Annotated in this window: 23 protein-coding genes and 1 riboswitch; of the genes, 7 read left to right on the top strand and 16 right to left on the bottom strand. The window is 72.0% G+C overall.

The features are described from left to right. Positions 1–18: 18 nt before the first annotated feature. Positions 19–1,338 carry an MFS transporter gene (locus B4K29_RS06045; RefSeq protein ID WP_239261814.1) on the top strand — a complete coding sequence of 440 codons (1,320 nt, stop codon included), beginning with the start codon at positions 19–21 and terminating at the stop codon, positions 1,336–1,338. A gap of 272 nt (positions 1,339–1,610) precedes the next feature. Here B4K29_RS06045 and B4K29_RS06040 read toward each other — a convergent pair whose 3' ends face one another. Next, positions 1,611–2,474, bottom strand: coding sequence for an aminodeoxychorismate lyase (locus B4K29_RS06040; RefSeq protein ID WP_286966635.1), 864 nt, complete (start codon positions 2,472–2,474; stop codon positions 1,611–1,613). Positions 2,475–2,623: 149 nt separating this feature from the next. On the opposite strand from B4K29_RS06040, the gene B4K29_RS06035 reads away from it, so the two are divergent. The 3 genes from B4K29_RS06035 (at position 2,624) to B4K29_RS06025 (ending at position 3,856) form a co-directional block, all read left to right on the top strand. Continuing rightward, positions 2,624–3,094, top strand: coding sequence for a nucleotidyltransferase domain-containing protein (locus tag B4K29_RS06035; RefSeq protein ID WP_286966633.1), 471 nt, complete (start codon positions 2,624–2,626; stop codon positions 3,092–3,094). Continuing rightward, complete coding sequence (locus tag B4K29_RS06030) at positions 3,091–3,372, top strand: DUF86 domain-containing protein (protein ID WP_286966631.1); 282 nt, start codon at positions 3,091–3,093, stop codon at positions 3,370–3,372. The genes B4K29_RS06035 and B4K29_RS06030 overlap by 4 nt, the downstream gene beginning before the upstream one ends. Before the next feature lie 262 nt (positions 3,373–3,634). Continuing rightward, on the top strand, positions 3,635–3,856 hold the full coding sequence (locus B4K29_RS06025; RefSeq protein WP_029212296.1) for a hypothetical protein: 222 nt from the start codon (positions 3,635–3,637) through the stop codon (positions 3,854–3,856). A gap of 106 nt (positions 3,857–3,962) precedes the next feature. Here the strand turns inward: B4K29_RS06025 and B4K29_RS06020 are convergent, their stop codons facing one another. Beyond that, positions 3,963–4,463: a hypothetical protein gene (locus B4K29_RS06020; RefSeq protein WP_029212295.1), complete on the bottom strand. Its 501-nt coding sequence runs from the start codon at positions 4,461–4,463 to the stop codon at positions 3,963–3,965. Positions 4,464–4,495: 32 nt separating this feature from the next. Further along, the gene (locus B4K29_RS06015; protein WP_286955365.1) at positions 4,496–5,062 is read right to left on the bottom strand and encodes a TetR/AcrR family transcriptional regulator C-terminal domain-containing protein; all 567 of its coding nucleotides are present in this window, start codon (positions 5,060–5,062) and stop codon (positions 4,496–4,498) included. Positions 5,063–5,221: 159 nt separating this feature from the next. On the opposite strand from B4K29_RS06015, the gene bioB reads away from it, so the two are divergent. Then, positions 5,222–6,502 carry a biotin synthase BioB gene (bioB, locus tag B4K29_RS06010; protein ID WP_286966628.1) on the top strand — a complete coding sequence of 427 codons (1,281 nt, stop codon included), beginning with the start codon at positions 5,222–5,224 and terminating at the stop codon, positions 6,500–6,502. 81 nt (positions 6,503–6,583) lie between these two features. Here the strand turns inward: bioB and B4K29_RS06005 are convergent, their stop codons facing one another. From B4K29_RS06005 to B4K29_RS05965, 9 genes are all read right to left on the bottom strand, one after another. Further along, a complete protein-coding gene (locus B4K29_RS06005) occupies positions 6,584–6,850 on the bottom strand; it encodes a DUF2277 domain-containing protein (protein ID WP_286959807.1) in 267 nt (88 codons plus the stop codon). Positions 6,851–7,009: 159 nt separating this feature from the next. Beyond that, the gene (locus B4K29_RS06000) at positions 7,010–7,675 is read right to left on the bottom strand and encodes a DUF305 domain-containing protein (protein WP_286955357.1); all 666 of its coding nucleotides are present in this window, start codon (positions 7,673–7,675) and stop codon (positions 7,010–7,012) included. 344 nt (positions 7,676–8,019) lie between these two features. Further along, positions 8,020–9,192 (bottom strand): cystathionine gamma-synthase, encoded by a 1,173-nt coding sequence (gene metB, locus B4K29_RS05995; protein ID WP_286955355.1) that lies wholly within the window; start codon positions 9,190–9,192, stop codon positions 8,020–8,022. 81 nt (positions 9,193–9,273) lie between these two features. Beyond that, positions 9,274–9,394: riboswitch (SAM riboswitch) on the bottom strand. Between the two features lie 76 nt (positions 9,395–9,470). Beyond that, on the bottom strand, positions 9,471–10,196 hold the full coding sequence (locus B4K29_RS05990; RefSeq protein WP_286966625.1) for a GAF and ANTAR domain-containing protein: 726 nt from the start codon (positions 10,194–10,196) through the stop codon (positions 9,471–9,473). Positions 10,197–10,257: 61 nt separating this feature from the next. After that, the gene (locus B4K29_RS05985; protein WP_239264490.1) at positions 10,258–10,695 is read right to left on the bottom strand and encodes a DUF6918 family protein; all 438 of its coding nucleotides are present in this window, start codon (positions 10,693–10,695) and stop codon (positions 10,258–10,260) included. A gap of 102 nt (positions 10,696–10,797) precedes the next feature. Next, a complete protein-coding gene (locus B4K29_RS05980) occupies positions 10,798–11,406 on the bottom strand; it encodes a hypothetical protein (protein WP_286966623.1) in 609 nt (202 codons plus the stop codon). Between the two features lie 55 nt (positions 11,407–11,461). Beyond that, on the bottom strand, positions 11,462–12,193 hold the full coding sequence (locus B4K29_RS05975) for a class I SAM-dependent methyltransferase (RefSeq protein WP_286955347.1): 732 nt from the start codon (positions 12,191–12,193) through the stop codon (positions 11,462–11,464). A 17-nt stretch (positions 12,194–12,210) separates the two neighbouring features. After that, positions 12,211–13,482: an FUSC family protein gene (locus B4K29_RS05970; protein WP_286955346.1), complete on the bottom strand. Its 1,272-nt coding sequence runs from the start codon at positions 13,480–13,482 to the stop codon at positions 12,211–12,213. Positions 13,483–13,562: 80 nt separating this feature from the next. Beyond that, a complete protein-coding gene (locus tag B4K29_RS05965; RefSeq protein ID WP_019286717.1) occupies positions 13,563–13,778 on the bottom strand; it encodes a hypothetical protein in 216 nt (71 codons plus the stop codon). A 187-nt stretch (positions 13,779–13,965) separates the two neighbouring features. Between B4K29_RS05965 and B4K29_RS05960 the strand changes: the two genes are divergently transcribed. Then, entirely contained in the window at positions 13,966–14,505 is a 540-nt protein-coding gene (locus B4K29_RS05960; protein ID WP_286955344.1) for an SRPBCC domain-containing protein, read from the top strand. Between the two features lie 31 nt (positions 14,506–14,536). Here the strand turns inward: B4K29_RS05960 and B4K29_RS05955 are convergent, their stop codons facing one another. Beyond that, complete coding sequence (locus B4K29_RS05955) at positions 14,537–14,908, bottom strand: hypothetical protein (protein WP_286955342.1); 372 nt, start codon at positions 14,906–14,908, stop codon at positions 14,537–14,539. Positions 14,909–15,084: 176 nt separating this feature from the next. On the opposite strand from B4K29_RS05955, the gene B4K29_RS05950 reads away from it, so the two are divergent. Beyond that, the gene (locus B4K29_RS05950; RefSeq protein ID WP_414632591.1) at positions 15,085–17,004 is read left to right on the top strand and encodes an amino acid transporter; all 1,920 of its coding nucleotides are present in this window, start codon (positions 15,085–15,087) and stop codon (positions 17,002–17,004) included. A gap of 4 nt (positions 17,005–17,008) precedes the next feature. On the opposite strand, the gene pflA is transcribed toward B4K29_RS05950, so the two are convergent. The 3 genes from pflA to B4K29_RS05935 form a co-directional block, all read right to left on the bottom strand. After that, a complete protein-coding gene (gene pflA / locus B4K29_RS05945; protein WP_376786836.1) occupies positions 17,009–17,911 on the bottom strand; it encodes a pyruvate formate-lyase-activating protein in 903 nt (300 codons plus the stop codon). Beyond that, positions 17,874–18,125 (bottom strand): autonomous glycyl radical cofactor GrcA2, encoded by a 252-nt coding sequence (gene grcA2, locus B4K29_RS05940; protein WP_019286722.1) that lies wholly within the window; start codon positions 18,123–18,125, stop codon positions 17,874–17,876. Before grcA2 ends, pflA begins: the two co-directional genes overlap by 38 nt. A 109-nt stretch (positions 18,126–18,234) precedes the next feature. Beyond that, positions 18,235–20,349 carry a pyruvate formate lyase family protein gene (locus B4K29_RS05935; RefSeq protein WP_029211157.1) on the bottom strand — a complete coding sequence of 705 codons (2,115 nt, stop codon included), beginning with the start codon at positions 20,347–20,349 and terminating at the stop codon, positions 18,235–18,237. Between the last annotated feature and the right edge of the window lie 215 nt (positions 20,350–20,564).

The raw sequence follows: 20,564 nt of genomic DNA, 5'->3' as shown, positions 1-20,564 counted from the left end.
GTAGGCGAGACTGGACCCGTGAGCACGCGAGGGTGGATCGTCTGGGTCGTCGGGGTCATTGCCTACACCGCGGCCGTGCTGCAGCGAACCTCCTTGGGCGTCGCGGGGATCGACGCGGCCAACCGCTTTCACGCGCCCGCGGGCATCGTGGCGTCGTTCGTCGTGCTGCAGCTGCTGGTCTATGCCGGGCTGCAGGTGCCGGTGGGGATCGCGCTGGACCGGTTCGGGACGCGGCGGATGGTCACGATCGGCGCGGCCCTCATGGCGGTGGGCCAGATCCTGATGGCCACGGCCGACGACGTCCCGACCGGTATGGCGGCCCGCGTCCTCGTCGGCGCCGGCGACGCGATGACCTTCGGCAGCGTCATACGGCTCGTCCCGGCGTGGTTCCCCCCGGGTCAGGTGCCGTTGTTCACCCAGCTCACGGGCCTGCTCGGCCAGGCCGGGCAGGTGCTCGCGGCCATCCCCCTGTCGGCTCTGCTGCACGGGCCCGGGTGGACCGTGGCGTTCGGCACGGCCGCCGCGATCGCCGCCGCGTCCTGCCTGCTGGCGGCGACCCTGCTGCGCGACGCCCCACCCGGCGCCGCCACCGCCGCGCCCGTGGAGCGACCGCCGATCCTGCGCCAGGTCAGCGCCGTGCTGCGGCATCCCGGCACGCGGCTCGGTCTGTGGACGCACTGGGTGACGGGGTTCGCGCCGATGGTCTTCGCGATGATGTGGGGCGTCCCCTATCTCGTGCAGGGCGAGGGTCTCTCGCCGCAGACCGCCTCCGCGCTGCTCACGCTCTTCGTCGTGCTGGGCCTCGGCATCGGCCCCGTCCTCGGGCTGCTGACCCAGCGCCATCCGCTGCGCCGCTCCAACCTCGCGCTGATGGTCACCGCCTGCAACGTCGTGCCGTGGGTGGCCGTGCTGCTGTGGCCCGGTCACGCCCCGATGTGGCTGCTCGTCGTGCTCGTCGTCGGCCTGGCGACGGGCGGTCCGGGGTCGTCGATCGGGTTCGACTTCGCGCGGACCTTCAACCCCTCGCACCGCCTCGGGGCCGCGACGGGCGTCGTGATCATGGGCGCCTTCACCGGCGCGCTGCTGGCGATCCTCGGGATCGGCCTGGTGCTCGACGCGACGTCGTCGGGCGGGCGCTACACGCTCGAGGGCTTTCGCCTGGCGATGGCGGTGCAGCTGCCGGTCTTTGCGATCGGGCTGGTGGGTCTCTATCGCTCGCGCGCCCTGGCCCGGCGGCGGTGGCGCGAGGAGGAGGGCGTGGAGATCCCCACCTGGAGCGAGGCGCTGTCGCGGGAGTTCGGGCCCTGGCTGGAGCGGCGGCGCGGCGGCCGGGGCTAGAGGCCGGACCTCGGCGGGACGGGCTAGGCGCGGGGGCCGGGCGCGCACGACGCGCGCCTCGTGGTCCTCCTCGTCGCGGCTGCTCGCGTCGATCGTGAACCTCACCGTGATCTGCGGCATCCCGCCGACGACGTCGAGCTGGTCCGCCTCGACCACGTGCGTCTCGCGCACCGTCGCGACCGCGGTCTGCAGCACCTCGGGAGGCGCGTGACCCTGGAGCACGTCCATGACGTCCAGGGTGATCCGGTATGACGGCACGCCCGCCGCCTGCCTCAGAAACCGTTGAGGGCGCGGACGATCCGCGTCGCCTCGTCGTCCGTGCGCAGGGCCCGACCGTCGAGCGCCGTCACCGGCGCCACGCTGCGCACCGACGAGACGAGCCACACCGCGTCGGCCTCCGCGAGCTCTGCCGGGGTCACGAGGCGACGCTCCGCACGCCAGCCGTGCTGCTCGGCACCGCCCAGGATCTTGCGGGCGCTGATCGAGTCGAGGATCCCGGTCGCGCCGGTCGGCGTCGTCGCGACCACGCCGTCGCGCAGCCAGACGACGGCCGAGGTCGGCGCCTCGAGGACGTAGCCGTCGCTCGACGTGAACACCGGGTCGTCGGCCCCGCGTGCGGAGGCCTCGCGCTTGGCGGCGACGTGGACGGCATACGACAGGAGCTTGACCCCGCCGAGGAGCCACGGCGCGCCATCGAAGCCGTCGCTCGCATAGCCGCGCGGGAGGGTCACGACGCTGATGCCCGCGCGCTGGGCCTGCATGCGCTCGTCGACGGCGGTGAGGGTCAGGAAGGCGAGCGGGGTGCCGTCGCCGTGCTCGTCGCCGCGGGTCAGGACCATCTTGAGGGCCGCCTCGTCCGCGCCCTGCCAGACCTGCAGGGCGTCGCCGACCAGCTCGATCCACGCGTCGTCGTCGGCGAGGGGGATGCCGAGCGCATCGGCCGACCGCCGCAGCCGCTCGAGGTGCTCGTCGAGGTCGTGGACCAGCCAGCCCTCGCCGTCCCAGCGCACGAGCGTGGCGTCGAAGCAGCCGTCGCCCCTGGTGAGTCCGAGGTCGTCGCCGCTGGCGAGCCCCGTGCCGCGGTCGACGACCCCGCGACCCATGACCGCCACGACCTGCTGCACGCGCTCCGCCATCCCCAGAACCTACCTCGGGCAGGCACATCCGCCCGACTTCGCACCCCAGGTCGATGTGCCGAGCTCAGGCGGATCTGTCGACGCTGGCCCCTCCAGCGAGAGGCGGGGGTCCGCGACGTCGGCCCAATAGCACTTGCTATAATGTCCGCATGGGGATGAGCTTGCATGCCGTTGCGCGTCACACCGACGAGGTCACCGCCCAGGCGCGGGCCGACCTCGTGAGCGCCGTGAGGCGGGCCGCCTCCGCAGGCATGACCCAGACGGAGATCGCCCGGCAGATCGGTCGAAGCCAGCCGGAGGTCTCACGGCTGCTGCGCTTCCACGGCACGTCCCCGAGGGCTCGGGTCCTGCGAGCCAACGCCGACCGGGTCCGCGAGATCGTGGGTGGGGCCGGGGGGAACCGCGTGCGCGTGTTCGGGTCGGTGGCCACCGGCAAGGACGGACCGGCCTCCGACGTCGACCTCGTTTTCTCCGCAGGTCGGACGTTGAGCCTCATGGAGCTGGGCCGCGTCGAGGGCCGACTCGCCGAGCTGCTCGGGATGCCCGTCGACCTCGTGCCTGAGTCCGCGCTCCGACCCAACATCCGCGAACGGGTCCTCGCCGAAGCGGTCACGCTGTGAGGTCGACGGACGAGCTGCTCAGGGAAGCCCTCTTCCACTTCACGCTCGCCGTCGACTACGCCAACGCCACTGCCGACGACCAGATGGCGGTTGATGCGGCCTCCATGCGGATGTCGGCCGGCATCGAGACCCTCAACCGACTAGACCCCTCCGTTCGCGACCAGCTGTTCGGTGGAAGCTGGCCGCTGATGTGGGGGATGCGCAATCGAATCGCCCACGGATATCTCCTGGTGGATCCCGAGACCATCCGCCGCACCGCTCAGACCGACATCCCCTAGATCACGAGCGTGATCCGAGACTCCCTCGCCTGACGGCGTCACCGGGCAGGCGGGAGACGACGACGAGTGATCAGGTGCGGTCCAGGCATCTGCGGCTGCCCGGGCCGCATGACGCCTCGCCGCATCTCGCCCGGCCCACACGACCGAGCGCTTCCTCCGGCTCCTGCCTGATGCGCGCCAGGGTCGAGACCCCCATCGCGAGGCCGCTGAGGCTGAGGACGCCGGGCTCGTCGTCGAGCAGCTGCGTACGGCACGGTGTCGGATGCAGTTCTACGACGTGGGCGCCGTCGTGTGGATCCTGCGCACGTGCGTCTGGTGGGTGCCGGACTCCGCCGCCGATCGGTACCTGGACGAGCTGCGTGAGCTGGACCGGTCGATGAGGCACTGCGGATCGGGCGGTGGCCCACTCGACGCGCCACCTGGTCGAGGCCCGCCGCCCAGCGAGGTGAGCGCACCCTCCGACCTGCTCGCACCGGCCGTATGACGTCCCGCCACATCTCGCCGGGCTCGCCCCCCGAACGACTGTGCACGTGCTGCCGCCACCGTCCTCGCCGCGCTGGCACGCCTGCGTCGGCACCACCGCTGACGCGTCAATCCCGAGCCCGGGCCTCGCGGACGTCCTGCACGAGCCGAGGAGTGCGCCACCGCGTGACGGCGCCGAACCACTCGGTGGCCGGGTAGGAGAGCCGCACCACGAAGTAGTTGACGTGCTCCACGACGGCGAACGCCCACACCCCGACGACGAGCACGGCGGCCCCCGGCCTCGACGGCCAGTGGAGGGCGATGACGACGAGGCCGGCGGCGAGCAGGGTCGGGTTCAGCACGCGCAGGGCCTGATAGGCGCCTGCCATCGCGCGTGGCATCGTCGAGTGCGGCGTCCAGGTCCGCGCCGCCAGCCAGTAGGCGCCGGCCTCGACGAGGACGATCAGCAGCGGGGCCAGCCCTCCCCAGAGGGCCCGGGCCTCCGTGGGGGTCAGCCGTGGCAGCGCCATCTGGAGCGCGGCCACCAGGAACACCCCGGCGGCGACGAGCTCCCCCACCCCGAGGCTCAGATAGCGGCGGCGGAGGGCGGCCTCACGGTCTCGATCCATGGCTCCGATGCTGGCACGTATGACGGAGTGGGTCAGGTCAGGCGCGAGCGGATCCCGTCGACGAGCAGCTCCAGGCCGTAGGCGAACCGCTGGTCCGGGTCGTCCGGCGCCACGCCGGGGCCGGCCGAGGCGACGCCGAAGGCCTGCATCTGGGCGTGGCCCTGCTCGTCGACCGCGTGCCCCATGACGAAGTGCAGCACGCCGGCCGCGGCGGCCCGGGCATCAGGCGCGCGCAGCCCCGCCCGGTGCAGGATCGCCACCAGCCCGCGCGTGGGGTCCACGCCCTCGGCACGCATCGAAAGGACCGACGCGACCAGCTCGGCCCCGTCGCGGTGGGAGGAGAGGGCCGCGCGCAGGCCGTGGGCCCACGACCGCACCTGCCCGTCCCAGTCGAGCCGGGGGTCCGGCGCCGCCACCTGGCCCAGCATCGACTCGGCGATGGCGGTGAGCAGCGACTGCTTGTTGGCGAAGTGCCAGTAGAGCGCCGACGGCTGCACCTCGAGCGCACCGGCGAGCTTGCGCATGGACAGGTCGGCGAAGCCGTACGCGTCGAGCGTGCGGATCGCCTCGTCGAGGACGGCCTGCCGCGTGAGCGCCATACGGGCTCTCCTCCTGACCGTGGGGCGGGGCGGGGCGGGACGAGAGCCCGGCCACACCAGGGCCCCTCACGTTGAGCGACCACCACCTCCTAGTTAACATGAACAGCGTTCATTGAACGGTGTTCATGACGCCGCTGACCGCTCGACGAGGAGAACCCCATGGACCTGCAGGCGATGGCGACGCGCGGCTGCGCCGGCGACCCGTGCACCCGCGAGGAGGCGCTGGCGGTGCTCGCCCTGCCCGACTCGGCCGTCCTCGACCTGGTGGCCACGGCAGGCCAGGTGCGGCGCGCATTCTTCGGCAACCGGGTCAAGATGAACTACCTGGTCAACCTCAAATCCGGCCTCTGCCCGGAGGACTGCTCCTACTGCAGCCAGGCCCGCGGCTCCGAGGCGGACGTGCTCAAGTACTCCTGGCTGAGCAAGGACAAGGCGGTCGAGGCCGCCACCGCGGGGATCGCCGGCGGCGCCGCGCGGGTGTGCCTCGTCGCGAGCGGCCGCGGCCCCTCCGACCGCGACATCGACAAGGTCACCGGCATCGTCGAGGCCATCAAGGACGCCGACCCGGCCGTCGAGGTGTGCGCCTGCCTCGGCTTCCTCAAGGGCAACCAGGGCGACCGGCTCAAGGCCGCCGGCGTCGACGCCTACAACCACAACCTCAACACCGCGGAGAGCAAGTACGACCAGATCTGCTCCACCCACACCTACGCCGACCGCGTCGACACGGTCCGGCAGGCGCACCTCGCCGAGCTGTCGGCCTGCTCCGGCTTCATCGCGGGCATGGACGAGACCGACGAAGATCTGGTCGACCTGGCCTTCGCCCTCCGCGACGTGGGCGCGGACTCGATCCCGGTCAACTTCCTGCTGCCGTTCGAGGGCACGCCGATGGCCGGCCACGGGATGATCAGCCCCCAGCGCTGCCTCAAGATCCTGGCGATGATCCGCTTCGTCAACCCCACGACGGAGATCCGGATGGCGGCCGGGCGCGAGGTGCACCTGCGGACCATGCAGCCGATGGGGCTGCACGTCGCGAACTCGATCTTCCTCGGCGACTACCTCACCAGCGAGGGCGCACCCGGCCGCTCGGACCTGGAGATGCTGCGGGACAACGGGTTCGTGCCCGAGGGGGCTCCGGACGACTGGGCCGAGCGGCTCGACGCGATCGACGTGAGCTCGTATGCCGAGCCGGCCGCCCCCAGCGGGTGTGGCGGTCACGCCGGCGGATCCGGTTGCGGGGGTTGCGGATCCGCGGGATCCGGCTGTGGCGGACACGCGGCGGACGAGCCGGCCGCGAGCGAGCAGGCGAAAGACCGGCAGTCGTCCGGGGAGGGCGGCGCGCCCGCCGCCCCGTCAGGCTTTTCGGCGGCGGCGGCCTTCGACGCCCCTGTCGTCAGCCCCCGCCGTCGTGGTGCGGGCACGCAGCTGCCCGCCAACGTCTGACCGGCCTCCGACCGGATCTACCTGAGGTAGTCACATCGACCTGGCGTGCGAAGTCGGGCGGATGTGACCACCTGAGGTAGGTCAGCCGAAGCGGGCGACGTTGCGGGCGCGGGCGCGCTCGGCCATCTCCTCGCGGCTGCGCGGCGGCGCCGTGGTCACGAGCTCGTCGAGCAGCGTCGAGGTGGCGGCCGTGATCTGCTCGACCGCGCGGGCATAGGCGTCCTCGTTGGCCTTGGACGGCTTGGGGGAGCCGGCCACCTTGCGGACGTACTGCAGGGCGGCGGCCTCGATCTCCTCCTGCGTCGTCGACGGGTCGACGTTGTGCAGGACGCGGATGTTGCGGCACATGCGGCAACCATAGGCAGCCGCTCGACCAGGCAGGAGAGGTTGGCGCAGGTGCAGCCGTTCAGTCGAGACGGCCTCGACGCACCGTGACCACCAACGGGGCCACACGGGTGATCGCTGGCATTCGACACGCACGAGCGTCGCCGAGCCCCGTCACCGTGATCAGGTGGTCGGCATCGCCTGCATCTCGGCGATCTCCTTGCGCTGGCCCGTGATGATGGCCTGCGCGAGCTTCTTGACCGCGGGGTCCTGCGTGGTCGTCAGGACGTCCTCGGCCATGCTCACCGCGCCCTCGTGGTGGCCGATCATGGCCTTGACCCAGGCTGCGTCGAAGGCCGGGCCCTGCATCCCCGACAGCGCCTTGAGGTCGCCCTCGCTGACCATGCCCTCCATGGGCATCGCGTGGTCGCCCGCCGAGACCGGGGCTCCCCAGCCCTTGAGCATGGCTGTCATCTGGTCGATCTCGGGCTGCTGGGCCGCCTGGATCCGTCGGGCGAGGTCCTGCACCGTGGCCGACGCACCGTGACCGGCGAGAGCCATCTCCGCCAGGTCGAGCGCCTGGGCGTGGTGCGGGATCATCATCTGCGCAAACATCACGTCGCCCGCCCGGCCCTGCATCGGCGTCGCCCCGGAGGTGGCGCCCGTCGATGCGGGGGCGCTCGAGCTGCCCGAGGCTGACGAGCTTGAGCCGTGACCGGCGTGGGCGTCGCCGGCTGCCGTGCTGGTGGTGGCGGTCGTGCTCGTCGCGCCGCCCTCGCTCGACCCGCAGGCGGCGAGCAGGCAGCCGAGGGCAGCGACGACGGCGACGGATGCGGTGGGGCGACGCATGGGGGCTCCTGACGTTCGAGGTGCTGGGGCAGATCTGCTTGTCTCCCAGCCTAGGTCGTCGGCCCCCGCCTGTGCCGGGCGCCCTGGCCGTATGTCGCCCGCCCGCTCGCACGCCGCGCCGGTGCACGGCGCGGCCCGGCGACCACGCGGGTCGCCGGGCCACGGCATACGGGCTCCGTCAGGCGCTGATGGACTCGCTCAGGCCGCCGGACCAACCCAGGCGGATATGCCTACCTCAGGTAGGTCCATCAGCCTGGCGAACGAAGGCCGGTCGATGCCTCTACCGGCGGCCGAGTCATCAGCCTGGCGAACGAAGGCCGGTCGATGCCTCTACCGGCGGTAGGTCAGGAGGTGGCGAGGGCGCGGTCCAGGCCGGCGCGCACGTCCGCCACCAGGTCCTCGGTCGCCTCGATGCCGATCGACAGGCGCAGCAGCTGATCGCCGATGCCGGCCACCTCGCGCGCCTCCGGCGTCATCGACGCGTGCGTCATCGTCGAGGGGTGCACGACCAGCGACTCGACGCCGCCGAGCGACTCGGCCAGCGAGAAGCACTGCAGCCCGTCGAGGAAGGCCCGCACCTGCGCCTCTCCGCCGGCGAGCTCCAGCGACACGATCGCGCCATACCCGTCCTGCTGCGAGGTCGCGAGCTCGTGGCCGGGGTGCGACGCCAGGCCGGGATAGAGCGCGCGCGACACGGCGGGGTGCTCGGCGATCAGCTCGGCGACGGCGCGGGCGTTCTCCTCGTGGGCCTTCATGCGGGTGTGCAGCGTGCGCAGGCCGCGCAGGGTCAGATAGCTGTCGAAGGGGCTCCCGGTCAGGCCCAGCACGTTGGCCCACCAGGCCAGCTGCTCGTGCAGCTCCTCGGTCGCGCCGACGATCGCGCCGCCGACGACGTCCGAGTGGCCGTTGACGTACTTCGTGGTGGAGTGCAGCACGACGTCGCAGCCGAGCTCGATCGGGCGGCACAGCAGCGGGGACAGGAAGGTGTTGTCCGCGACCACCGTCGCCCCGACCTCGTGCGCGGCCGACGCCACGGCGCGGACGTCGGTGATGCGCAGCAGCGGGTTGGACGGGGTCTCGATCCACACGACCGTCGGGGCCTTGTCGGCGCGCAGCGCGGCCTCGACCTGCGCCGGGTCGGTGTAGTCCACCGTCACGACCTCGAACGCGCCCTTGCGCGACAGCGAGTCGAACAACCGCCAGGTCCCGCCGTAGCAGTCGTGCGGAACGACCACGGTCTGGCCGGGCGACAGCAGCGCGGACACGACGACGGTGATCGCGCCCATGCCGGTGGTGGTGACGACGCCCCCGGCACCGCCCTCGAGCGTGGCGAGCGCGTCGCCGAGCAGGTCACGCGTGGGGTTGCCGCTGCGCGTGTAGTCGTAGCGGCGAGGGGTCCCGAGCTCCTCGAACGTGTAGTTGCTCGAGAGGTAGATCGGGGGGACGACCGCGCCGTGAGCCGGGTCGGTCTCGAGTCCGGTGCGGATCGCGCGGGTGAGGCGGGAGAGCTCGGTCATGGTGTCGCCTTTCGCAGTCTGAGCGGGCCCAGTCCTGCGGTCGACCATGAGGGAGCGGTATGCCGGACGCGCCGGCGTATCGACCCATCTGCCGGTGGGCCGCGAGGCCTCCGCAGGACTTGGCACCTGACCCTCGGGGTGTCCCCCTCGGGCGGTTGCCCCGGCGTCGTCGGGCCTGTCCCTCAGCCGGTCGTGATGGATGTGCCTGCACCCTAGCCGCCCGCCACGGGGTGGACAGTCGGTGTCCAGCACTCGGGCGCCCAGCGACCGCCGGCCTGCTACGGCTGGGGCTGCTTGTTGGCGACGTACTGCACGCGCTGCCCCTGCACGACCTCCTCGGCCAGCGTGACCAGCTTGATGTTGAGGTCCTGGCTGGTCTTGCGCAGCCGCTCGAAGGCCTCGTCGTCGTCGACCTTGTGGGCGGCCATGAGCAGACCGACCGCCTTGCCGATCTCGCGCGAGGTGCCGAGGGCCCGCTCGAGGTTGGCGCTGTCGTTCTGCGCCCGCACCGTCATGACGGCCACGGACGCGAACGACGCCAGGACGGCCGCCTGGTCCACCGAGGTCGTCGTGAACGCGTCGGCGGTGTCGGAGAACAGGTTGAGCGCCCCGACCTTCTCGCCGTCGAGCAGGATGCGATAGCCGATGAGGCCGCGCACCGTCGTCTCCGCGACGACGCGGCGGGCCAGCTCGGGCCACTGCGAGCCGTCCACGAGGTTGGGGTCGTGCTGGAAGGACTCCTCCACGATCGCGTCGACGCACGGCCCGTCGTCGACGGCGAGCTCCAGGTCGTCCACGGCGAGGGCGACGTCGTCGGTCGCGGCGGCGCTGTAGAACCGGCCGGCCCGGTCGACCAGCATCATGGACGCGTGGTCGCAGCCGTCGACGAGCTCGACGGCCGCGGCGACGACGGCCTGGTAGACGGCCTGCGCCTCGGGGCGGCCGTGGATCAGGGTGTTGAGCCGGGCGAAGACCTCGGTGGGCTCCACGCTGCTGCCGGGCATGGAGCCTCCAAGCGGTGATGACGCGTCGTTGACCAGGAGTCTAACGACGCGTCACCTCTTGTCATGACGCGAGGGTCTCGATCGCGGTCCCGAGCCTCGGGAGCGCCTCCACGACGTGCTGCTTGGCCTTGGGGCGGACGCCGTTGTAGATCGTGGCGATCGCGGCGTGCCGAGGGTTGGCGGCGCGGGTGTCGCTGACCGACAGCAGGGCGTCGGCGGCCTGGTCCCCGTGGGAGGTCAGGTAGGCGCCGAAGGTCTGGTCGCCGCGCGCGTCCCACAGCGGCTGGAGGGAGGCGGCGGCGTCCGGCAGCATGCCGTTGACCGCACGCCGGACGACGCCGTCGTTGACCTTCTTGACCGCGCCGTAGGCCGTCTTGATGATCGCGCCGCCGACGCCGCGCTTGCCCGCCACCTCGGCGTCGATGACGCCCACGAGGGTGTCGACGACGGTGTCACGCCGGGAGGGTGCGAGCAGGGTCTCGGTCAGGGAGGTGGACATCGTGGAGCCTTCCGGTCGGGAGGGTGGGCGACGGCGGGAGAGGCCGTATGCCGGGGGCCGCCCGCACGACAGGTCGCCGCGAGCGCCCGGCCGACGCCCACCCTAGGTCGGCGCGACGGTCGGCGCGACCCGCACGGCCCACCGCACCAGCGGGCCGCAGTCGGGCCAGGACGACAGGGGCCCGGACGGCACCATCCGGCCGTCCAGCACCCGTCCATCGGCGGGATCGAGGCGCGCGTGCAGGTGGGCCATGGGGCGCAGGGCCAGCGGCTCGCTCAGATCGAGGGTCATGGTGCGGTCGGTCCGACCGCTGAGGTGGACGAACCCATCCAGGTCGGAGAGCCAGCCCGGCACCGGGTCCTCGCGCAGTCGCAGCTCTCGTCGCACCCGCGCCTGCAGGATCTCGTCGCCGAGCAGGCGGGCCAGGATCGCGAGCGCGGTGGTGGTGACGACGTTCTCGTGGTCGATCAGGGCGGACACGAGCCAGCGCGAGTCGAGCTCGGGGCCGTCTCGCTCGACCTCGTCGAGCAGCGCGGACACCTCGAGCAGGACGTCCAGGTGGGTGCCGGCGCGGACGACCTCGCCCAAGCGAGCCACGACCGGGGGCACCGCGGCGCCGGGCAGCTCGCGACCCACCGGGTGCCCGCGTCGCGACCGCTCCCGCGCACGGCGCTCCCGACGGCGGCGCTCGTCGTCGGAGGGAGGGGACATGGATCCGACGCTAGCGACCACCTCGATGTTTCGCCTCCCGAGACGCCTGGTCCCGTCAGGCGACCACTCCGTCGACGTAGGTCATCGCGCCGCGCTGCACGACGCGCGGGTCGGTCAGCGGCACGGACCGCACCACCTCGGCCGGCGTCCGGGGCGGCGCGAGCTCGCCGGCGCGGTGCATGGCGTCGAGCAGCAGGTCGCTGCCCGGGCGGCCCCGCGTGAGGCTGGACAGATAGAGGGTGCCGCCCGGCCGGACCCAGCCCGCCAGCCGCGTGACCAGCGCCTCCGCGTCGGGGACGAGGTGCACGACGCCGAGGCAGGCGACCGTGTCGGCCGCCCGCTCGCGCAGCGGCAGGACGTCGAGGTCGGACTGCACCAGCACCACCTCGCCGCGGCGGGCCAGCCGCTCCTCGGCCCGCAGCAGCACCGCCAACGAGCGGTCGACGAGCAGGAGCGGGCGCCGGGACCGGGCGTACAGGTCGGCGGTGAGGGCCAATCCCCCGCAGGCGACGTCCACCAACGGTCCGCGCCGCGACGCGAGGGCGGAGCGGGCGAAGGACCGCTGGTCCACCGGGTCCAGGCCCCAGGCGGTGCGCAGGTATCCGCGCGAGGCCGCGAGGGCGTCATACCCCTCGGCACCGCGATCGCGGGGCGCCGAACGAGCACTCAGCCCGGAGGTGGTCGACCACACCCGACCGGCCACCCGGTGCAGCGCGTCCGGGCGGTCGAGCAGGTCGGCGCACCAGCCGGGCAGCGGAGCCGCTGGGCGATCGGTCGGCGTGCGCATGGGACCTCCACGGACGATCACGGGTGACGCTGGTTGCGCCAGTCTGGCAGGGCGTCGCGCAGCAGGGGCGCGATCGGGACCGCCACCCGGGCCGTCGACTCCCAGTGCTCGCGCTCCCGGCGGCGCACGTCGACCGCGAGGACGTTGAGGACCTGCTGGACGGCCGCGAGCGTGGACCCCCGCAGCATCCACTGCCCCGTCTCGGAGTGCGGGTCCACCAGCATGAGCTCGGTGAGCACCGCGCGGGTCTCGCCCAGCGTCTCGAGGGTCTGCTCGAGCTGCTCCTCGACGTCGCCGATCTCGGCGCCCGCCTCCGAGGCCACCAGGTCGCCGAAGGCACGTAGGCAGTCGGCCACGTCGGACAGGACGACGCTGAACGCGACGCGGACCTCCTCGCTGTAGCCGTCGTCCTCGCCGTCGGGCGGCGCGCTCTCGACCATGAGCAGCAGCAGGCTCCGGACCGCGAGCTGGCACTGCTCGAGCCGGTCCAGGCCGGTGCGCAACGGCGGCTCGGCACTCACCGACGCGAGGGCCCGTGGGTTGAGGCGGCGGGCGTCCTTGACCTGCTGGACGAGCGTGGTGGCCCGGGCCACCCGGGTGCTGAGGCCACGGACCTCGTCCAGCCACTGCTCGCAGTCCTGGCGCACCAGCGGGGTCGTCGCGAGGCTGTCCGCCACGCGGTCCACCGCCTCGGCCAGCTCCAGCGCCACCCAGCGCACCGACGAGGTGGCGGCGCGCGTGGGGATCGTCGGGGGAAAGAACAGGTTGATGCCGACCCCGACGAAGGCGCCGATGAAGGTCGTGATCACCCGGGTCTCGACGGCGAGCTCCTGCCCGCCCGCCGAGAGGATGAGCATCGCGGAGATCGGTGTCTCCAGGGCCTGGTCGCCGAGGCGGAAGACCTTGGCGAGGGTCAGCGACGAGCCGATCGCGATGGCGAGGGACCACCAGGTCAGCCCCACCATGCTCGACACGGTGACGGCGACGAGCACGCCCGTCAGCACCGCCCCCACCCGGACCGCCCCCATGCGCACCGACGACAGCGTCGAGGCCTGGCAGACGAGGATCGCGGTCAGCGCGCCGGTCAGGTCGATGGCGCCGTCGGTCAGGGCGACCGTGAGCAGGTAGGCCAGCACCCCCGCGACCGTCAGGCGGCCGACCTGCATGACGGTCGGTCGCAGCCGGCGCGGCACGTCGAGCCATCGGGTGGGCCCTCCGGGCCAGATCCGCGACCACGCCGTGGCCGCCACGCGCCGCGGGCTCCGCGCGCGCACACCGGGCGACGTCATACGGCCAGGTTGTCACGACAACCCGGCCGTATGGCGGACGAGGAGGCCGACGACGGCGTCGGCAGCGGCAGCGGGCGCGGCTAGAGCGCGGAGATCTCGCTGACGATCGCGTCGAGCCGCGACTGCGGGATCTTGCCGGAGGCCATCTTCATGGCCTTCTCGGCCTTCATGCCCTTGGCCATCCCGATCATCGGGTGCGACGTCAGCCCGGGGGCGTGCTTGTCGAAGATCTCGACGGCCTGGGGGTCCTTGAGCAGGTCCCCGATGGTCGTCGTGCTGATGTCGTACTTGCCCATGACGTGCCTTCCTTACCGATCGGTAGCGGTGCTGGCACCAGTGTGCCCGGCCCCGGGTGGTGCCCAGGACCTTCGTGGTCCATCCCACACGGATGGACCACGGCGCGCACCCGCGGGCACGGTGCACCACCCGACTCGCCGGACGGCACAATAGGTCCAGACCCGCACGAGCCACGAGGAGCCCCCGGTGAACGATCTGCTGACCAGCTATGTCGAGTCCCGCACCGTCGACGCGACGTTCGCGACCACCCAGGGCGAGGCCGTGCTGACGATGGTGCACGAGCTCCCCAGCACCCCCGAGGAGACCTGGGCCCTCATCACCGACCCCGGGCTCGCCGCCACCTGGTCCCCCGTCGTCGGCGACCGCCCCCTCGACACCGTCGGTGCGGCCACCTCCCGCGAGAACGCCGACGACGAGCCCGTCGACGCCGAGGTGCTGGTCGCCGAGCCCACTCGAGAGCTGGTGCACCGCTGGGGCAACGACGAGCTGCGGTGGAGCATCGCCCCGCACGCCGAGGGCTCGCGGCTCACCCTGCGCCAGGTGCTCGAGGACCCCACCCAGGCCAGCTCCCTCGCCGCGGGGTGGCACCTGTGCCTGTCCGGCCTCGAGGCCCGGGCCGCCGGCCACGACGTGACGCGTCCCGTCGGTCCCGAGGCGGCCCGCCGCTACGGCTGGGAGCAGCTGCGCGACGGTTACGACGTGCTGTTCGCCCAGCAGCAGCACTGACCTGCGGCCCCCCGACCAGCACCGACCTCGGTCAGATCCGGAAGTCCTGCTCGATCTTGGTGAGCCGGAAGCGCGCCAGCGCCAGGTTGGCGCGCGCCCGGTCCAGGACGAGGTAGAGGAACAGTCCCTGCCCCTCGCGGCTCGAGACGGGTCGGATGATGTGGTACTGCCGACCGAGGGTGATCAGGATGTCCTCGATCTCGTCGTCCAGGCCCAGCGCCTCCATCGTGCGGAGCTTGGCCTGCACCACCGAGCTGTTGCCCGCCGCCGCGACGTGCAGGTCCACCGCGGGTGGATCGCCACCGGTCGCGAGCGTCATACCGCTGCTCTGGTCCACCAGGGCCGCCCCCAGCGCGCCCTCGATGCCGAGGCAGTCGGTCATGGCCTGGGCGAAGTCGGTCATGGGGTCGTCTCCTGCGGGGTTTGCGACGAGGGGAGCGCGCAGCGGGGGAAGCGCTCGTCGTCACCCTAGTGAAGCACTCCCCCTCTTGGGTGGCGCCCAGGTGACGATGCGTGACCTACCCGGTCCAGCCCCTACCCTGGTCGCTCGTGACCATCACGAGGGCGCGCAGCCCGTTCATGCGCTGGTTCCTCGACGCCGAGGAGGCCGACCCGGGCGGCTTCTACGAGCGCGAGGAGGAGGCTCTCCGGCAGGACGACGTCCACCCCTGGTGGAAGGTCATGTGCCTGACCGGCGTCGACTACTTCTCCACGCTCGGCTACCAGCCGGGCATCGCGGCGCTGGCCGCCGGCGCCCTGGCGCCGATCGCCACCCTCGTGCTGGTGGTCATCACCCTCTTCGGCGCCCTCCCGATGTACCGCCGGGTCGCCGTCGAGAGCCCGCACGGCGACGGCTCCCTGTCGATGCTGCAGAAGCTCCTCACCTACTGGCCGAGCAAGCTGCTGGTGCTGACGCTGCTCGGCTTCGTCATGACCGGGTTCATCATCACGATCACCCTGTCCGCGGCCGACGCCACCGCCCACCTCGTCGAGAACCCCCTGCTGCACGCGACCCTCGGCGGCCACGAGGTCCTCCTCACCCTGACGCTGCTGCTGGCTCTCGGTGCGGTGTTCCTCAAGGGCTTCTCCGAGGCCATCGGCGTCGCCGTCGTGCTCGTGATCGTCTACCTGTCGCTCAGCGCCGTCGTCGTGGTCGACGGCCTCATGGCCATCGTCGCCAACCCGTCGCTGATCAGCGACTGGGGTGCCGCGATGACGGCGAGCCACTCGGCGCCGTTCGGGATCATCGCGGCAGCCCTGCTGGTCTTTCCGGCCCTGGCGCTCGGCCTGTCCGGCTTCGAGACCGGCGTGGTGGTCATGCCCCTCATCCAGGGCGACCCGGGCGACACCCGCGCCAAGCCGCGCGGCCGCATCCGCAACGCCAAGAAGCTCCTGACCACGGCCGCCTGCATCATGAGCGTCGCGCTGCTCGGGTCGTCCTTCGTCACCACCCTGCTGATCCCGCCGGCCGCGTTCAGGCCCGGCGGGGAGGCCAACGGGCGGGCCCTGGCCTACCTGGCGCACGAGCGGCTCGGGGACACCTTCGGGACGGTGTATGACGTGACCACGGTCGGCATCCTGTGGTTCGCCGGGGCCTCGGCGCTCGCGGGACTGCTCAACATCGTCCCCCGCTACCTGCCGCGCTACGGCATGGCCCCGGACTGGGCGCGCTCGACCCGGCCCCTGGTCTGCGTCTTCGTCCTCATCGCCGCGATCGTCACCGTGCTGTTCGAGGCCAAGGTCGACGCCCAGGCCGCGGCCTACGCCACCGGGGTGCTGGCGCTGATGACCTCCGCGGCCGTGGCGGTGTTCCTCACCGAGCTGCGCCGCAGGCACCGGCGGACCTCGATCTTCTTCGGCGTGGTCAGCGCGATCTTCGTCTACACCTTCGTCGTGACGATGGCCTCGCACGCGGGCGGTCTGGTCATCGCCCTGGTCTTCGTCGCGCTGATCATGATCATCAGCCTGTGGTCGCGGGTGACCCGCAGCCGTGAGCTGCGCGTGGCCGGCGTCGAGATCGACGACGCGGCCGACGTCGTCCTCGCCCGGGCCGCGCTCGGCCGCCAGCCGATCCGCTTCATCGCCAACAAGATGCAGGCCGGCGACCTCGACGAGTACGACGAGAAGGAGCGCATCGTCCGCGAGCGCAACCACATCTCGCCGAAGGACCAGATCGTCTTCCTCGAGGTGCGCATCAACGACGCCAGCGACTTCACCTCGCCCGTGCAGGTCACGGCCGGACGCGCCGGCACCCACCAGATCCTGCGCTGCTCCGGCACCTCGGTCTCCAACGTGCTCGCGGCCTTCCTGCTCTACGTCCGCGACCTCATGCCCGAGCCGCCGCACGCATACTTCGAGTGGAGCGAGCGAGACCCGATGGACAACGTCCTGCGCTTCCTGTCCGGCGGCGAGGGCGACATCCCGCCGCTGACGCACGAGATCCTGCGCATCGCCGAGCCGGACCCGGCCAAGCGGCCCCGCGTGCACGTCGGGGGCTGACGGGTCAGTAGGTCTGCAGCCCGCGCGCCCGGAACTGCTCGCGCACCCGCTCCACCAGCTCCGGCGGCGCCGGGGGCGTGTCCGCGAGGGGGTAGTCCACGCCGAGGGTCTCCCACTTGTCCCGCCCCATCTGGTGGAACGGCAGGACCTCGACGCGAGTGACCGTCGACAGCCCGGCCACGTGGTCGGCGACGGCGGCGACGTTGTCCGGCGCGTCGGTCAGGCCGGGCACGCAGACGAAGCGGACCCAGGTCTCGACGCCGTGCTCGGCCAGGCGGCGCGAGAAGCGCAGCGTCGGCTCGAGCTCGCGGCCGGTGACCTCGCGATAGGTGTCCGGCAGCCCGGACTTGATGTCGAGGAGCACCAGGTCGAGGTCGTCGAGCATCGCGTCGGTGGCGTTGGCCCCGAGATAGCCCGAGGTGTCCACGCACGTGTGGATCCCCAGCTCCTTGGCCGCGCGGAGCAGCTGACCCGTGAACGCCGGCTGCAGGAGCGGCTCGCCCCCGGAGATGGTGAGGCCGCCGTGGGTGGCGCGGAAGACGCCGCGGTAGCGCCGCAGCCGTGCGACGAGGTCGGCCAGCAGCACCGGCTCGCCCTTGGCGGAGTAGAAGGTGTCGGGGTTGTGGCAGAACTGGCAGCGCAGGGGGCAGCCCGCGAGGAAGACGGTCAGGCGGGTGCCGGGCCCGTCGACCCCCGTCACCAGCTCCCAGGAGTGCAGCGAGCCGAGCTCACCGGCGCGCACCGCCTCGAGGTGCTCGTGGTGCGACATCTCCCCCGCCGACGCGATGCCCGCGGTGCCGCGGCCGGTCGCCCTCAGCCGGGGGACGACCGGGAGGTATGCCGGACCGCCCGGGCCCGCGCCGGGCACCTCAGGCGTCGTGGTGGAAGGTGCGGGAGAGGACGTCACGCTGCTGGTCCTTGGTGAGCTTGACGAAGTTCACGGCGTAGCCGGAGACACGGACGGTGAGGTTCGGGTACTTCTCGGGGTGCTCCATGGCGTCCTCGAGCGTGCCGCGGTCGAGCACGTTGATGTTGGCGTGGAAGAGGCCGGGCGTGGTGCCACGCTCGGCGCGCGCGGCGGTCATCTCGGCGACGCGCTCGGCATAGGTCCTGGTCGACATGGGGGTCTCCGTCCTGCTGATGGGTGCGGTGGGTGCGGTGGTCGTGGTCTGTGACGGTGCTCTGGGCGGGTGGTCTGTGCGAGTGGTCCGTGCAGGTGCTCCGGCAGGGTCAGCAGCCGGGCACGAAGCCGGCGTCGAGGATCCCGACCAGGTTGCCGACCTGCTCGTCCTTGGTGCGCCCGAGGCCGGCCGGCGTGATCGTGTTGGTGAGGGAGATGCCGTCGAGGGCGTCCTCGTAGTCGAGCTTGCCGACGGACAGCATCGAGGCGAGCATGCCGTGGCTGTCCATGCCGTTCTCGGGGTTGGCGCCCGGGGCGAACGGCGTGCCGGCCTCGTGACCCGACGGGAACGCGCCGGTGTTGCGGCCGTAGACGACGTTGGACGTGATCGTCAGCACCGACTGGGTGGGGATCGCGTCGCGATAGAGCGGGATCTCCTTGATCTTGGCCATCACCGTGTGGACCACGGCCGCCGCGATCTCGTCGGCCCGGTCGTCGTCGTTGCCGTAGACGGGGAAGTCGCCCTCGGTGACGTAGTCCACGACCAGGCCGGTCTCGTCACGCACCGGGGTGACGGTGGCGTAGCGGATGGCGGCCAGGGAGTCGGCGACGATGGACAGCCCGGCGATGCCGCAGCCCATCGTCCGCACGATCTCGGAGTCGTGCAGCGCCATCTCCATCGCCTCGTAGGCGTAGCGGTCGTGGCAGTAGTGGATGATGTTGAGGGCCTCGACATACGTCCCGACGACCCAGTCGAGCATCTCCTCGTAGCGCTGCCACACGTCGTCGAAGTCGAGCGGCCCGTCGCCCCGGACCGGCTCGTGGCCCTCGACGACCTGCTTGCCGGACATCTCGTCGCGGCCCCCGTTGATGGCATAGAGCAGGGCCTTGGCGGCGTTGACCCGCGCCCCGAAGAACTGCATCTGCTTGCCGATCCGCATCGGGGACACGCAGCACGCGATCGCGGCGTCGTCGCCCCAGTGACCGCGGATCTGCTCGTCGGCCTCGTACTGCAGCGACGAGGTCTCGATCGAGATCGCCGCGCAGAAGTCCTTGTAGCCCTCGGGCAGCGAGGGGTCCCAGAAGATCGTGATGTTGGGCTCCGGCGCCGGGCCGAGGTTGCGCAGCGTCTGCAGCAGCCGGAAGGACGTCTTGGTGACCAGCGTGCGCCCGTCCTCGCCGAGGCCGGCGTCCGACCAGGTGGCCCAGTAGGGGTCGCCGGAGAAGATCTGGTCGTAGTCGATGGTCCGCAGGAAGCGCACGATCCGCAGCTTGATGACGAGCGCATCGATGATCTCCTGGGCGCCCTCCTCGGTGAGGGTGCCGGCGGCCAGGTCACGCTCGACGTAGACGTCGATGAAGCCCGAGAGCCGGCCGATGCTCATGGCCGCACCGTCCTGGGACTTCACCGAGGCGAGGTAGCCGAAGTAGGTCCACTGCACCGCCTCCTGCGCGGTGCGGGCCGGACGCGACAGGTCGAAGCCATAGCTCTCACCCATCCGCCGGAGCTTCGTGAGGGCCTTGATCTGCTCGGCGTGCTCCTCGCGGTAGCGCGCCCAGTGCTCGCTGAACGGCTGGTCCGCGACCGCGTCGCGGTCCCGCTCCTTGGCCGCGATCAGCGCGTCCACGCCGTAGAGCGCGACCCGGCGGTAGTCACCGATGATGCGACCGCGGCCGTAGGAGTCCGGCAGCCCCGTGATGATGTGCGCCGAGCGCGCGGCGCGGATGCGGGGGGTGTAGATGTCGAAGACCGCCTCGTTGTGCGTCTTGCGGTGCTTCGTGAAGATCTCCTTGACCCGCGGGTCGGGCTCCTTGCCGGCCTCGGTGATCGCGGTCTCGACCATCCGCCAGCCGCCGGCCGGCATCATCGCGCGCTTGAGCGGCACGTCGGTCTGCAGGCCGACCACGACGTCGTCCTGCTCGCAGATGTAGCCCGCCGGGAAGGCGTCGACGTCGGCCGGGACGTGCGTCTCGACGTCGTAGACGCGACGGGCCCGCTCCACCGAGAGGTAGTCGCGCTCCAGGGTGTCCCAGGTCGCGAGCGTCTTGGCCGTGGGGCCGGCCAGGAAGGACGCGTCACCCTCGTAGGGGGTGTAGTTGCGCTGGACGAAGTCACGGACGTCGATCTGCTGCTGCCACGGGCCGGGGGCGAACCCCTCCCACTCCGGCGCTGCGGCGGCGTCGGCCACCGGGACGGTGCGGGTCGGGGCGGACGTGACGGTCATGGGGGCCTTCCTCGACGGCGATGCCCGCGCCCGGACGGGGCGCGGGCATCGATGCCTGCTATGTGGTACGACCAATCTACGGACCGGACACCGGGCCACACGCGGGACCCCCACCCCTCTCGACGGGCATCCACCATCCGAGACGGACCGTCCGGTCGCCTGAGTGACCCGGCGGTGAGCGTCGCGGGCCCGGTCGAGATAGCCCGGTCGAGGGA

The organism is Arsenicicoccus sp. UBA6765 (assembly GCF_002453335.1).
GTDB lineage: Bacteria > Actinomycetota > Actinomycetes > Actinomycetales > Dermatophilaceae > Arsenicicoccus > Arsenicicoccus bolidensis.
The sequence above is the reverse complement of the archived record's forward strand: the minus strand, read 5'-3'. Positions and strand labels throughout refer to the sequence as shown.

What these genes read in the sequence shown, in the direction of transcription:
- B4K29_RS06040 (WP_286966635.1), bottom strand. Translation starts at nt 2,474, where the DNA reads ATGGCGGAGCGCGTGCAGCAGGTCGTGGCGGTCATGGGTCGCGGGGTC.
- B4K29_RS06035 (WP_286966633.1), top strand. Translation starts at nt 2,624, where the DNA reads ATGGGGATGAGCTTGCATGCCGTTGCGCGTCACACCGACGAGGTCACC.
- B4K29_RS06025 (WP_029212296.1), top strand. Translation starts at nt 3,635, where the DNA reads ATGCAGTTCTACGACGTGGGCGCCGTCGTGTGGATCCTGCGCACGTGC.
- B4K29_RS06020 (WP_029212295.1), bottom strand. Translation starts at nt 4,463, where the DNA reads ATGGATCGAGACCGTGAGGCCGCCCTCCGCCGCCGCTATCTGAGCCTC.
- B4K29_RS06015 (WP_286955365.1), bottom strand. Translation starts at nt 5,062, where the DNA reads ATGGCGCTCACGCGGCAGGCCGTCCTCGACGAGGCGATCCGCACGCTC.
- bioB (WP_286966628.1), top strand. Translation starts at nt 5,222, where the DNA reads ATGGACCTGCAGGCGATGGCGACGCGCGGCTGCGCCGGCGACCCGTGC.
- B4K29_RS06005 (WP_286959807.1), bottom strand. Translation starts at nt 6,850, where the DNA reads ATGTGCCGCAACATCCGCGTCCTGCACAACGTCGACCCGTCGACGACG.
- B4K29_RS06000 (WP_286955357.1), bottom strand. Translation starts at nt 7,675, where the DNA reads ATGCGTCGCCCCACCGCATCCGTCGCCGTCGTCGCTGCCCTCGGCTGC.
- metB (WP_286955355.1), bottom strand. Translation starts at nt 9,192, where the DNA reads ATGACCGAGCTCTCCCGCCTCACCCGCGCGATCCGCACCGGACTCGAG.
- B4K29_RS05990 (WP_286966625.1), bottom strand. Translation starts at nt 10,196, where the DNA reads ATGCCCGGCAGCAGCGTGGAGCCCACCGAGGTCTTCGCCCGGCTCAAC.
- B4K29_RS05985 (WP_239264490.1), bottom strand. Translation starts at nt 10,695, where the DNA reads ATGTCCACCTCCCTGACCGAGACCCTGCTCGCACCCTCCCGGCGTGAC.
- B4K29_RS05980 (WP_286966623.1), bottom strand. Translation starts at nt 11,406, where the DNA reads ATGTCCCCTCCCTCCGACGACGAGCGCCGCCGTCGGGAGCGCCGTGCG.
- B4K29_RS05975 (WP_286955347.1), bottom strand. Translation starts at nt 12,193, where the DNA reads ATGCGCACGCCGACCGATCGCCCAGCGGCTCCGCTGCCCGGCTGGTGC.
- B4K29_RS05970 (WP_286955346.1), bottom strand. Translation starts at nt 13,482, where the DNA reads ATGACGTCGCCCGGTGTGCGCGCGCGGAGCCCGCGGCGCGTGGCGGCC.
- B4K29_RS05965 (WP_019286717.1), bottom strand. Translation starts at nt 13,778, where the DNA reads ATGGGCAAGTACGACATCAGCACGACGACCATCGGGGACCTGCTCAAG.
- B4K29_RS05955 (WP_286955342.1), bottom strand. Translation starts at nt 14,908, where the DNA reads ATGACCGACTTCGCCCAGGCCATGACCGACTGCCTCGGCATCGAGGGC.
- B4K29_RS05950 (WP_414632591.1), top strand. Translation starts at nt 15,085, where the DNA reads ATGCGCTGGTTCCTCGACGCCGAGGAGGCCGACCCGGGCGGCTTCTAC.
- grcA2 (WP_019286722.1), bottom strand. Translation starts at nt 18,125, where the DNA reads ATGTCGACCAGGACCTATGCCGAGCGCGTCGCCGAGATGACCGCCGCG.
- B4K29_RS05935 (WP_029211157.1), bottom strand. Translation starts at nt 20,349, where the DNA reads ATGACCGTCACGTCCGCCCCGACCCGCACCGTCCCGGTGGCCGACGCC.